This window comes from Deltaproteobacteria bacterium (assembly GCA_011375175.1).
Taxonomy (GTDB): Bacteria; Desulfobacterota; GWC2-55-46; order GWC2-55-46; family DRME01; genus DRME01.
Genome location: DRME01000011.1, coordinates 25,977 through 37,721, shown reverse-complemented (window position 1 = coordinate 37,721; position 11,745 = coordinate 25,977). Strand labels below are relative to the sequence as shown.

12 protein-coding genes and 1 tRNA gene are annotated in these 11,745 nt (G+C 64.8%); 3 read left to right on the top strand and 10 right to left on the bottom strand.

All coding sequences use genetic code 11. The features are described 5' to 3' along the window. Nucleotides 1-132: 132 nt before the first annotated feature. Genes ENJ37_00895 through ENJ37_00885 form a run of 3 tightly spaced genes read left to right on the top strand, consistent with a single transcriptional unit; the run spans nt 133 to nt 2,605 of the window. On the top strand, nt 133-1,053 hold the full coding sequence (locus ENJ37_00895) for an MBL fold metallo-hydrolase (GenBank protein ID HHL39041.1): 921 nt from the start codon (nt 133-135) through the stop codon (nt 1,051-1,053). Beyond that, entirely contained in the window at nt 1,050-1,817 is a 768-nt protein-coding gene (locus tag ENJ37_00890) for an ABC transporter ATP-binding protein (GenBank protein ID HHL39040.1), read from the top strand. The genes ENJ37_00895 and ENJ37_00890 overlap by 4 nt, the downstream gene beginning before the upstream one ends. After that, nucleotides 1,814-2,605 carry an ABC transporter permease gene (locus ENJ37_00885; protein HHL39039.1) on the top strand — a complete coding sequence of 264 codons (792 nt, stop codon included), beginning with the start codon at nt 1,814-1,816 and terminating at the stop codon, nt 2,603-2,605. Before ENJ37_00890 ends, ENJ37_00885 begins: the two co-directional genes overlap by 4 nt. A gap of 22 nt (nt 2,606-2,627) precedes the next feature. Here the strand turns inward: ENJ37_00885 and ENJ37_00880 are convergent, their stop codons facing one another. The 10 genes from ENJ37_00880 to ENJ37_00835 form a co-directional block, all read right to left on the bottom strand. Next, the gene (locus ENJ37_00880; protein ID HHL39038.1) at nt 2,628-2,825 is read right to left on the bottom strand and encodes a hypothetical protein; all 198 of its coding nucleotides are present in this window, start codon (nt 2,823-2,825) and stop codon (nt 2,628-2,630) included. Between the two features lie 550 nt (nt 2,826-3,375). Continuing rightward, nucleotides 3,376-3,451, bottom strand: a tRNA-Lys gene (locus tag ENJ37_00875). Between the two features lie 112 nt (nt 3,452-3,563). Beyond that, nucleotides 3,564-4,289, bottom strand: a complete 726-nt coding sequence (locus tag ENJ37_00870) for a tetratricopeptide repeat protein (GenBank protein HHL39037.1) — start codon at nt 4,287-4,289, stop codon at nt 3,564-3,566. A 48-nt stretch (nt 4,290-4,337) separates the two neighbouring features. Further along, nucleotides 4,338-5,129, bottom strand: a complete 792-nt coding sequence (locus tag ENJ37_00865; GenBank protein ID HHL39036.1) for an outer membrane protein assembly factor BamD — start codon at nt 5,127-5,129, stop codon at nt 4,338-4,340. A gap of 201 nt (nt 5,130-5,330) precedes the next feature. Further along, nucleotides 5,331-6,587 (bottom strand): adenosylhomocysteinase, encoded by a 1,257-nt coding sequence (locus tag ENJ37_00860; GenBank protein ID HHL39035.1) that lies wholly within the window; start codon nt 6,585-6,587, stop codon nt 5,331-5,333. Between the two features lie 276 nt (nt 6,588-6,863). After that, on the bottom strand, nt 6,864-8,021 hold the full coding sequence (locus ENJ37_00855) for a methionine adenosyltransferase (protein HHL39034.1): 1,158 nt from the start codon (nt 8,019-8,021) through the stop codon (nt 6,864-6,866). Nucleotides 8,022-8,149: 128 nt separating this feature from the next. Next, a complete protein-coding gene (gene ptsP, locus ENJ37_00850; protein ID HHL39033.1) occupies nt 8,150-9,925 on the bottom strand; it encodes a phosphoenolpyruvate--protein phosphotransferase in 1,776 nt (591 codons plus the stop codon). Then, a complete protein-coding gene (locus ENJ37_00845; protein HHL39032.1) occupies nt 9,922-10,209 on the bottom strand; it encodes an HPr family phosphocarrier protein in 288 nt (95 codons plus the stop codon). The genes ptsP and ENJ37_00845 overlap by 4 nt, the downstream gene beginning before the upstream one ends. Nucleotides 10,210-10,215: 6 nt before the next feature. Next, nucleotides 10,216-11,004 (bottom strand): PTS mannose transporter subunit IID, encoded by a 789-nt coding sequence (locus ENJ37_00840; protein HHL39031.1) that lies wholly within the window; start codon nt 11,002-11,004, stop codon nt 10,216-10,218. After that, nucleotides 10,986-11,729, bottom strand: a complete 744-nt coding sequence (locus ENJ37_00835) for a hypothetical protein (protein HHL39030.1) — start codon at nt 11,727-11,729, stop codon at nt 10,986-10,988. Before ENJ37_00835 ends, ENJ37_00840 begins: the two co-directional genes overlap by 19 nt. Nucleotides 11,730-11,745 lie beyond the last annotated feature (16 nt).

Here is an 11,745-nt window from a genome sequence, read left to right as displayed (position 1 = left end):
CCCGATTTTGCAAGCAAAATCGGGATGAACCGCAGGGAATTAAAAGTCTTTGAAGGGGGTCTGGGGGAAACTTTCTACAGAAAGTTTCCCCCAGGGTAATCAACAGGAGACGTGGATGTCAGGGAGGAGCCCATGAACGGACGACACTTCACGGCGGCGGCCCTTGCCGGGGCGCTCTTCTTTCTCGCCGCCATCGGGACAGCGGCGGCGCAGCCGCGCCTTGAGAGACTGGCCGACGGCGTCTACGGATTCGTAGCCCGGGGAGGAAGGACCAACTCGGCCTTCATCGTGACCGGCGAAGGCGTGGTGGTGGTGGACACGCAGGGTCCCCGGGAACTCGCCCTGCTGCTCGGAGAGGAGATCGCCCGGACGACGGACGAGCCGGTAATCTACGTCATAAACACCCACTACCACGGGGACCACACCTTCGGCAACCAGTATTTCGTCCAGGCGCGCGAGATAATCGCCCACACCGATACGCGAAGGCTGCTCATCGAGCGTGACGAGGCTCACCGCCGCCGCTTCGTCCGTTTCTTCGGCGCCGAAAGCCTCGAGGGCTTCGAGCTCACCCTCCCGACCATGACCATGGACTCCGAACTGGTGCTGCGCCCCGGAGGGCGCGAGATAGTGGTGAGGGCCGCGCCGGGCGCCCATACCGACGGCGACATCTACGTCTACCTGCCTGAAGAAAAGGTCGTGATAGCCGGGGACCTCCTCTACTCACGGCGGCTGCCGTGGCTCGGCGACGGCCACACGGGCCGCTGGCTCGAGGTCCTCGAGGAGCTCGAGGCCCTCGATGCCGACGTCTACCTGCCCGGTCACGGCGAACCCACCGGTGTGGACGGCGTGCGAAGCTTCGCCGCCTACCTGCGCGAGCTGCGCGCCGAGGTCTCGCGCCTCATGGACGAGGGAAAGACCCTTGAAGAGGTGAAGGCCTCCATAGAGCTTCCCCGCTACGCCGGATACGAGAAGTATGAGCAGTGGCTCCCCCTCAACGCGGCCAAGGTCTACGGCGAGCTGAAAGAGCAACGGCGGGGCCGGACCGGGAAATGAAGCCCGCCGTCGAGGTAGAGGGGCTAACCAAGGTCTTCGGCGGCTTCAGGGCGGTTGACGGCATATCGTTCCGCCTGCGCCGCGGCGAGATACTGGGCGTACTGGGGCCCAACGGCGCGGGAAAGACGACGACGCTTCAGATGCTCATGGGCCTCACCACTCCCACGAGCGGCTCGGTGCGGATCCTCGGCATGGACCTCGAGCGGGAACGCGAGGAGATACTCTCGCGGATCAACTTCTCCTCTTCCTACGTGTCGCTGCCCTACTCGCTGACGGTGCGCGAAAACCTCGACGTCTTCGCCCGCCTCTACGGCGTGCGCCGCCGCCGGGAAAAGATCGAGCGGCTCCTGCGCGCATTCGAGATCGAGGAAGTCGGGGACGTGACCACACGGAAGCTCTCGTCCGGCCAGATAACGAGGGCCTGTCTCGCAAAGGCGCTCCTCAACGACCCCGAGGTCCTCTTCCTCGACGAGCCCACGGCGAGCCTCGACCCCGACATGGCCGACAAGACGCGCAGCCTGCTGCGACGCATCAAGGAGGAGCGCAACTTCTCCATCGTCTACACGTCACACAACATGCAGGAGATGGAAGAGATGAGCGACAGGCTCATGCTGCTCGTGAAAGGGAGGATAGCCGCCACAGGCACGCCCGCCGCCATACTCGACCGGTTCGGCTGCGCAACCCTCGAGGAGGTCTTCCTCAAGGTCACCAGAGGAGGCCGCGGCAGCGGCGCCGGGGCCGCGCCAAGGGGGGAGAGGGCGTGAAGACCGGACGCATCATGGCCTGCGCACTGCGCCACCTCTACCTCTACAAGCGCAGCCTGCCCAGGCTCATGGAGATATTCTACTGGCCCCTTCTCGACCTGCTCGTCTGGGGCTTCATCAGCACCTACCTCATACGCTACAACGGCGAGCTGCCCGACTTCGTGGCCTTCTTCATGGGCGCCCTCATCCTCTGGGACATACTCTTCCGCAGCCAGCAGGGCATCTCCATAGCCTTCCTCGAAGACATGTGGTCGAGGAACCTGGTCAACATCTTCGTAAGCCCCCTGACCGAGGCCGAGTACGTGGCCTCCCTTCTCGTCATAAGCGCCATGAAGCTTGTCATGGCCTCGTCGGTCATGATCCTTCTCGCCTGGCTCCTCTACGCCTTCAACGTCTTCACCCTCGGCTTCGCCCTCGTGCCGCTGATGATGAACCTCATAGTCATGGGCTGGTCCGTCGGCATCGTAACGGCCGCCGTCATCATGCGCTTCGGCCAGGAGGCCGAGGTCCTGGCCTGGGGCATCGCCTTCCTCTTCCAGCCCGTCTCGGCCGTCTTCTACCCCGTGTCGGTCCTGCCGCCCGTGCTCCAGGCCGTGGCCGCGGCGCTGCCCTCGGCCCACGTCTTCGAGGGCATGAGGGCCGTCATAACGGACGGCACGGTCCCCACCGCCGGGGTCCTCAAGGCAACGGGCCTCAACGTCGTCTATCTCGCCTCGTCCCTCGCCTTCTTCTCCTGGAACCTGAGAACCGTCAAGGACAAGGGCCTTCTGGCCAGGGTGGGCGAATGACCGCCTCCGGCGCGCCGCCGCTTCAGCCGACGACGGTCCCGTCGATGACCAGCGAGCCGCGCTCCTCGCTCTCGCGCCTCTCGCGCTCCTCCCGCTCGTGACGCTCCCTCTCTTCGCCCCCGTCGTCCCTGAGATAGTAGCCGTCGTAGACACAGCCGGCGGCAAAGACCGCGGGCATTACGAGAACGAGCGCCAGCAGTAAAGCGCCGAACCTCTTCACTCCGGATCACCTCCCTTCTCCCGTCGATAGAGGAAACTCCGATTTATTGTCTCTTTTGTCATCGCGGGCGTAACGAGGCAATGCCGTCTTCCAACAAACCACCCGCCCGCAGCCTGCCTCGTCACTACGGCCCCCCTCCCCGCAATGACGCGGCGAAGAGGGCTTCCTGAAAGTCTCACAGGCCGCATTCACGGCCCATGGGGCTCTTAGGGGCTGCCGGCCCCACGGCCGCCCCACTGTACCCCCCTGTGCCCCCCTGTGCCCCCCTGTGCCCCCCTCTGCGCCTGTGTATGTGTCGGTCCGCCTCCGCGTCCGCTCCGCTCCGGGAGCGGGCCGCAAAGGCGTAACGACCCCGCCTGGCGCGGGCCGCTCCCGGAGCGGAGCGGGCGCGGCCTCGCGCAACGCGCTACAAAAGAGTCGTCGCCCCCGGCCTGGCCAGGGAGCGCAGGGGGAGAAGTGTGGAGGCCGTCGCCGTGCTGTAAAGAGAGCGGGACACTTGCGGGAGCGGATAAACGAAAGGGGCTACGGAGACCGTAACCCCTGATCTTTCTGGTGGGCCGCAAAGGGCTCGAACCTTTGACCCGCTGATTAAGAGTCAGCTGCTCTACCAACTGAGCTAGCGGCCCGGAGAACGTTACGCAGTGATTCCTACAATCTACCGTAAGCCGCCGGAACTGTCAAGTCTTTTGAATGGAAAAGGCGCGGAAGGCGGAGGAGAGCAGGGGGCGGCGGCCGCTCTCAGGCAGGGCCGGAGCTTAGCAGGTGATTGAGATACATGCGCGCAAGGCGCTCGCCGGGATTTATCTTCAGGGCCTCGACCCACATCTGCTTGGCCCTGTCGTGAAGCCCCATGCAGTAGAAGGTGAGGCCGAGCTGAACCATGGCGCTCACATAGCCCGGCACCATATCGAGCGCCTCCTCGAGCTCGCGCACGGCCCTCGAATAGTCCTTGAGCGAACGGTAGGCCGCGGCGAGATTCGTCTTTATGTCCACGAAGCCCGGGCGCAGCTCCAGGGCCTTGCGGTACTCGTCGACGGCCTTTTCGTAGTGGCCGAGGTCGCTGTAGACATCGCCTATGGCGGCGTGCATGTTGGCCAGCTTGCCCTTGACGTTGGGGTCGAGGTAGGGCTCGGCGCCTGCGTCTCCGGCGGCGGCGCGGGCTGCGCGGGCGCGCTCATATACGTCGCCGCCCTTGTCGAACTGGCCCCGCTCGTTGTAGAGGATCGAGAGGTTCAGGGACGCCTCGATGTACTCTGGATTGAGCTCGAGGGCGTTGAGGAAGGCCGACTCGGCCTCGTCGTAACGCTTCCTGTCGTAGTATATGAGACCGAGCATGTTGAAGACGTCGGCGAAGGTGGGCTTGAGCTTTACGACACGCTCAAGACAGGAAAGGGCCTTGTCGTAGTCCCTCTCCTTGAAGGCCGCCTTGCCGGTCTCGTAGTAGTGGAGCCACCCTTTCTCCATCGAGCCTCCTCGAATCAGCCGCTCTCCCGTGCCTGTGGAACCGCCGCCTCACTTCTCCCCGGAGGCGGCGTAGGGGCTGTCGGGAAAGCGGGCCCTGAGCCTGGCGAAGACCTCCTTTGCGCGCTTCTCCTCGCCGAGCCTGGAGTAGGACTTTCCGAGATAGTAGAGCGCCTTGTCCGTTATGCCGGCGTCGGGATAGTCCCTCAGTATGCCGGAGAAGCGGTAGAGAGCGCCCTTGTAGTTCTTGTCCTTGAAGTAGAACTTGCCCACATAGAACTCGCGCTCGGCGAGCCTGCGGCGCAGGAACGTTATTATGGAGCGCGCCTTCCCGGCATAGGGACTGTCGGGATACCTCGCGATCACGTCCTCGAAGGAGAAGATGGCCTTCTGTGTGGAGGTCTGGTCGCGGTCCACGCTCAGCACCTCGCGCAGCCGGCACATCCCTTTCTGGAACTGGGCGTAAGGGGCCTTGGGATGGGAGGGATGGATGGCCACGAAGCTCGTGTAGTAGGCGTTGGCGTCTTCGTAGCGGGTCACCGAGTAGTAGATGTCCGCCAGCTTGAGCTGGGCCTCGAGGGCGTACTTGCTGAGCGGGTACTCGTCCATCAGTTTCTTCAGGTCCTTCTCGGCGTGCTCGAGCTTGGTGTTCTGGTAGTAGACCATGGCCCGGTGGAAGAGGGCCTCGTCGCCGCCCTTTTCCACTATCTCCTCGTTGGTGGCGGCGCAGCCCGAAAAGAGGGCCGCCGCAAGGACAAGGGCGCAGAGGGACAGACGCCGCCGTCCGCCGGATACGCCTCCCGTCTCCCGGCGCGAGACGGCAAGGCACGGAGTGCTGCTCATCGAAAGATACCTCCTGTCACAGGTGGTGGCTCATCAACGACGTCGGCCTCCTTGAGCGGCATCGAAGGCCGGGCTCTCTCAACGGATATGATAACACCAAGGCAGGCGTCAAGACAAGCTGATTTTCGCCGCACGCGCAAAGGCCCCGCCGCGCTGAAGCGGCGGGGCCTCTTCCCTCTGGGACGCGGAGACGACTCCTCCTCAGGTGCCCATCTCCCAGGAGGCGAGGTACTTCTTCTGCTCGGCCGTGAGCCTGTCGATCTTCACGCCCAGCGAGGCGAGCTTGAGCTTGGCTATGTTGCGGTCTATCGTCTCGGGCACGACGTAGACCTTGTTTTCGAGCTTCGAGGCGTTCTTGACGAGGTACTCGGCGCCGAGGGCCTGGTTGGCGAAGCTCATGTCCATGACGCTTGCCGGGTGTCCCTCGGCGGCGGCGAGGTTTACGAGCCGGCCGTCGGCCAGCACGTAGAGCCTGCGGCCGTCCCTGAGGGTGTACTCCTCGACGAACTCGCGCACCAGCCGCTTCTTCTTCGATATGGCCTTGAGCCCGTCGAGGTCGAGCTCCACGTTGAAGTGGCCCGAGTTGCAGACTATGGCCCCTTCCTTCATCTTCTCGAAGTGCTCGCGGCGGATGACGTTGATGTCGCCGGTGACGGTGCAGAATATATCGCCCGTGCGGGCGGCCTGGGCGATGGGCATCACCCTGAAGCCGTCCATGACGGCCTCGAGCCCGCGCAGCGGGTCCACCTCGGTGACGACCACGTCGGCGCCGAGCCCCCGGGCGCGCATGGCCACCCCCTTGCCGCACCACCCGTAGCCGCAGACGACGAAGACGGACCCCGCGATGAGCCTGTTTGTGGCCCTCACGATGCCGTCAACCGTGGACTGGCCGGTGCCGTAGCGGTTGTCGAAGAAGTGCTTGGTCGAGGCGTCGTTGACGGCGATGACCGGGAAGCTCAGGAGACCCTGGGCGGCGAGGCTCTTGAGTCTTATGACGCCGGTCGTCGTCTCCTCGGTGGAGCCGAGGATGTCGGACGCCTGGTCCCTGCGCTCGGAGTGGAGCATGGAGACGAGGTCCGCTCCGTCGTCCATGGTGATGTTGGGCCTGCGGTCGAGCACGGCGTTTATGTGGTCGTAGTATGTCTTCTTGTCCTCGCCCTTTATGGCGTAGACCGGTATGCCGTAGTGCTTCACCAGCGCCGCGGCCACGTCGTCCTGGGTGCTCAGCGGGTTGGAGGCGCACAGCGAGGCGTCGGCGCCGCCGGCCTTGAGGGTGATCATGAGGTTGGCCGTCTCGGTCGTCACGTGGAGACAGGCCGCGATCGTCACACCCTTTAGGGGTTTCTTCTTCCTGAACTCTTCCCTGATGCTCCGCAGAACGGGCATGTCCATCTCGGCCCATTCGATCCTGAGCCTGCCCTTGTCGCCGAGGGCGAGGTCCTTAACGTCGTAATCCATCATTCCTCCCGTTATGATTGTTTTTTGCTCCTCTGACTGAGGGAACCTTTTTGTAAAAAGGTTCCCTCAGACTCCCTCCAAAAACTTTTAATGCCTTCGGACTCCCCTGATTTTGCAAGCAAATCAGGGGAGTCCGAAAGGTATCAGAAGTCTTTGAAGGGGTCTGGGGGAAACGTGGGCCTGTGGCCCTTCTTCAGAAAGGTTCCCCCAGAGTAATTAATCAGAGCTTCCCGAACAAGCGCCCCGGTCCGCCCTTTCAAACCGCGGCGGCCCCCCTCAGAGCCCCGCCGCGGCCTTGAGGGCCTCGGCCTTGTCGGTCCTCTCCCAGGTGAAGTCGGGCTCTGTCCTTCCGAAGTGGCCGTATGCGGCCGTCTGCCTGTAGATGGGGCGGAGCAGGTCGAGGGCCTCCACTATCTGCCGGGGACGCAGATCGAAGTGGTCGTTTATGAGGCCCTCTATCTTCTCGGGCGGGATCTTCTCGGTGCCGAAGGTGTCGACCATGACGGAGACGGGCTCGGGCACGCCTATGGCGTAGGCTATCTGGACCTCGCACTCGCTTGCCAGGCCGGCGGCGACGATGTTCTTGGCCACGTAGCGGGCCATGTAGGAGGCCGAGCGGTCCACCTTGGAGGGGTCCTTGCCCGAAAAGGCGCCGCCGCCGTGGCTTCCGTGACCGCCGTAGGTGTCCACGATTATCTTCCTGCCCGTAAGCCCGCAGTCGCCGTGGGGACCGCCGACGACGAAACGGCCCGTGGGGTTGATGTGGTATCGGGTGCCGTCGTGCAGAAGTTCGGCGGGTATGACGCTCTTGATGACCTCCTCCATAATGCCTTCGCGGAGCCGGTCGTTGGTGACGGCGGGGGTGTGCTGGGTGGAGACGACAACGGCGTCGACGGCCACGGGCCTGCCGTAGTTGTAGCGCACCGTCACCTGGCTCTTCCCGTCGGGACGGACGAAGTCGAGGACGCCCTTTTTTCGCACCTCGGCGAGCCTGCGCGTGAGCTTGTGGGCGAGCACGATGGGCATGGGCATGAGCTCGGGCGTATGGTCGCAGGCGTAGCCGAACATGAGGCCCTGGTCGCCGGCGCCCTGCTCCTTGGCCTCGCCCTCGTCCACACCCCGGGCGATGTCGGGAGACTGCCTGTCGAATGAGACGAGCACGGCCGAGGTGTCGCCGTCGAAGCCTATGGCGGCGTCGGTGTAGCCGATCTCCCTTATGGTCCGCCTCACTATGGAGGCGTAATCGACGACGGCCTTGGTGGTTATCTCGCCGGCCACGAGCGCCAGTCCCGTGGTGACGAGCGTCTCACAGGCGACCCTGCTGCGGGGGTCCTGCGCAAGCAGCGCGTCCAGTATGGCGTCGGAGACCTGGTCCGACACCTTGTCCGGATGTCCTTCGGTGACGGACTCGGACGTGAAGATGTACTCTCTCATTCTTGCCCTCCTTCTCGGCCTTTGTCTGATGTAAATACGTAATCTTAATTTCTTTCTCGCGGCGATGTCAACCAAAAACCACCTTCCGTGGCGTTTTTCCGGCGGGGAGTCTGCGTTGGAGCGGGTGGTCAGGCCCAGAGCTCGTCCCTGTAGACCGATGAAATCCTGGAGCTTATGTAGGCCTCCACCTCCCTGGCCGTCGAGAAGTTCATGGCCGCCTCGCTTATGAGCCTGGCGTCGGCGTAGCTCACGGAGCGGATGAGTTTCTTTACCCTCAGGATGGAAAAGGAGTTCATGGAGAGCCGGTCTATGCCGAAGCCCACGAATATGAGCGCCGACTCCGGCTCTCCGGCCATCTCGCCGCACACCCCCACGTCTATGCCCGCCTCGCGGGCAGCGTCCACCACGCCCTTGACGGTCCTCAGCACGGCCGGGTGGAAGGGCTCGTAGAGATAGGCCACGTGCTCGTTGACCCGGTCTATGGCCAGGGAGTACTGGAGGAGGTCGTTGGTGCCGATGGAGAAGAAGTCTACCTCCCGGGCGAGGAGATCGGCTATGGCCGCGGCGGCGGGGACCTCTATCATGGCGCCCACCTCGATCTTCTCGTCGAAGCGGACCCCTTCGCTGCGCAGCTCCTGCTTGACCTCCTCGAGCACCTCTTTTGCGCGGCGCAGCTCGTCGACGCCGGAGATCATGGGGAACATGATCCTGATCTTGCCGAAGGCGCTGGCCCGCAGGATGGCCCGAAGCTGGGTCTTGAATATGTCGAGTCGCCGCAGGCAGAACCTTATGGCCCGAAGTCCCATGGCGGGATTCATCTCCGAGGGGACGTCGACCGAGTGTGGCAGCTTGTCGCCCCCTATGTCCAGTGTCCTGATCACCACCGGATGGGGCGCCATGCGGCCGGCCACCTCCTTGTAGGCCGTCAGGTGCTCCTGCTCGGTGGGCAGCTCCCGGCGGTTGAGGTAGAGGAACTCGGTCCTGTAGAGCCCTATGCCCTCGGCGCCGTGTTCGAGGAAGGCGTCCATCTCCTCGACTATCTCGAGGTTGCCCATTATCTTTATATAACGGCCGTCGGTCGTCTCCGAGGGGAGGTCCTTGTAGTTGTGGAGGGCGCGGCCGTAGCGGGCGTAGCGTTCGCGGCGCTTGCGGTATATGTCGAGGACGCTGCGCGAGGGGTTGACTATGACCGTGCCCGTCGTGCCGTCGACTATGACCGTATCGCCCGTCTCCACCTTGTGCGTCACCGACTCCAGACCCACCACCGCCGGGATGTCGAGCGATTTCGCCATGATGGCCGTGTGGGAGGTCTTGCCGCCTATGTCGGTGAGGAAGCCGAGGACACGGCCCCTGGCCATCTGGGCCGTGTCGGTCGGCGCGAGGTCGTGGGCCACGACGATGCAGGGCTCCTTGAGGTCGGCCACACTCTCGTGCTTTCTGCCCATGAGGTTGCCGAGGACGCGGTTCACGGTGTGCTCGATGTCGGCGCTGCGCTCGCGCAGGTAGGTGTCGTCGATCCTGTCGAAAAAGTCCTTGAGGTCCTTTAGGACCATCTTCAGCGCCCACTCGGCGTTGATCTTCTGCTCCTTTATGACGCGTATGGTGTCGTTTATGAGCATCTGGTCCTTGAGGATGAGCAGGTGGGCGTCGATTATGCGGATGTGCTCTCTGCCGACCTTGTCGAGTTCGACCTTCTTCTTTATGCGGTTGAGCTGCTCGCGCGACTCCCTGAGGGCCTTCTTGAAGCGCTCGATCTCCTGCTCGGCCGCGTCGTCTGCGAGGTGGCAGTACTGGACGGGCTCCGGCACGCCGCGCTCGAGCAGATAGGCGCTTCCTATGACTATGCCCGACGATACGCCTATGCCGCGCAGCAGCTCGACTTCTTTTCTCTCCCCGCCCGTCATTCTTCGTCAAACCCCCTGTCTACGAGGTCGCCCAGAGCGTTCACGGCGTTCTCGGCGTCACTGCCCTCGGCCTTTATGGTTATGGTCGAGCCGCAGGGGGCCGCCAGTATGAGGATGCCCATGATGCTCTTGCCGTTGACTTCCTGGTCGTCCTTCTTCACGTATATGTCGGAATCGAAGCTGTTGGCCACCTGGACGAACGAGGCCGCCGCCCTGGCGTGCATGCCGAGCCTGTTCTTTATGGTGAAGCTCTTTTCCACGCAGGCCGTGTCCCTGTCAACCATAAGCCCTCAAACGACGGCGCCCGCAGGCGTCAGGACGGCAAGGAGCGCCGCGGCGACGGAGAGGAGGCTCCCGCGCCGGGGAAAGCCCCTCCTCATGATGACGGCGGCGACACAGACGATGGCCGCCGCGGCCGCGCCGGCGGCCACCTCCTGTGGCAGCGCACGCTGCGCCGAAGCCGCCGCAGGCCACTGCCGCGCCGCCGTCACCACAAGGAAACCGGCCACACCGGCCGCCGCCGTCCTGAGCCTGAGGCTCCACTGCGGCAGATCAAGCCCCGCCACCACGTCTATGACCGCCGGGCCGAGCCTGTAGCCAGCCACGAAGCCTCCGATCCTCATGGCCAGATGGACGGCGTTGTAGAATACGAGGAAGACGACGACGCCGGGCGCCCCCCAGGCGAGCACGGCCGCGGCCCCCGCAAGCGAAGCGAGCGGTCTGAGCGCGCCCCAGAAGAACATGTCGCCTATGGCGCCGTAGGGCCCCATGACCTTTCGCTTCATCTCCGTGCAGAGCGCAGCGTCGGCCCGGCCCGAGGCCGCCAGTTCCTCGGTCCTGACGACGGCGCCGAGCAGCGGCGAAACCATGTAGGGATGGGTGTTGAAGAAGTCGAGATGTCGCTCGAGGGCCCGCGCCCTCGAGGGCGCGTCGCCGTATATCTCCCTTATCGCCGGGGCCAGGGCCGCCGCGAATCCCAGCGCCTGCATGCGTTTGTAGTTCCAGGCCGACTGTATGAAAAAGGAGCCCAGCAACACCTTGGCCAACGCCGCCGGGCCCATCATGACGCCGCCATCCACGCAAGCGCCGCCGCAGCGCCGCCGCCGAAGACGAGCAGGCAGCGTCGCTGCGCGCACACGGCGTCGAGCGCCCTCGCCGACGCGGCGAGAAAGAGCGCCGCCGCGAACCAGTCGAGCAAGGGGGAGCCGGCCGCAAGACCGGCCGCGGAGCGGGCCGCGTACATGTAGAGCAGCAGCGCCGCCGTGAGCGCCGGGGCCGTCACGGCGAAGAAGACGGCCGTCCCCTTGAGGTTCGCCGCCACGACGCCGGCCGTGTCCCCAGCCGCCGCGCTGCGCAGGGCCCCGTCCACGAGCCCGCCGTTGAGCCTCCTTGCAAGGGCGTCGAGCCTGCGGAAGACGACGCCCGCGGGCACGGCCGCCGCCACGGCCGGCGCGGCGGCGAGCAAGGACGGCCACGCCGCGGCGGCCCACCCGTAGGCCTCCTCCCCGGCGGCCTCGGGCGCCCAGCTGCGCACAAGGACGACGCTCACGGCCGCGGCGACCACAGCCAGTGCCGTCTCGTGGAGGGGCACATAGCCTCCGACGGGGAGGTCGCCTATTAGCAGAAGCTCGGCGAGCACGCCGGCGGCGAGCCCCGAGTTCACGTCCCCCAGCAGCGCGCCCACGGCCGCGGCGGCCACGAGCGGCCGGGAGACCATCACCTGCAGGGCGGCGGTCCTGTCAAGGCTTGCAAGGGCGCCGGCCAGGCCGGCCGCGCAGGCATCAACGAAGAGTTCACCCGCCATCTCCACCCCCGGCGAC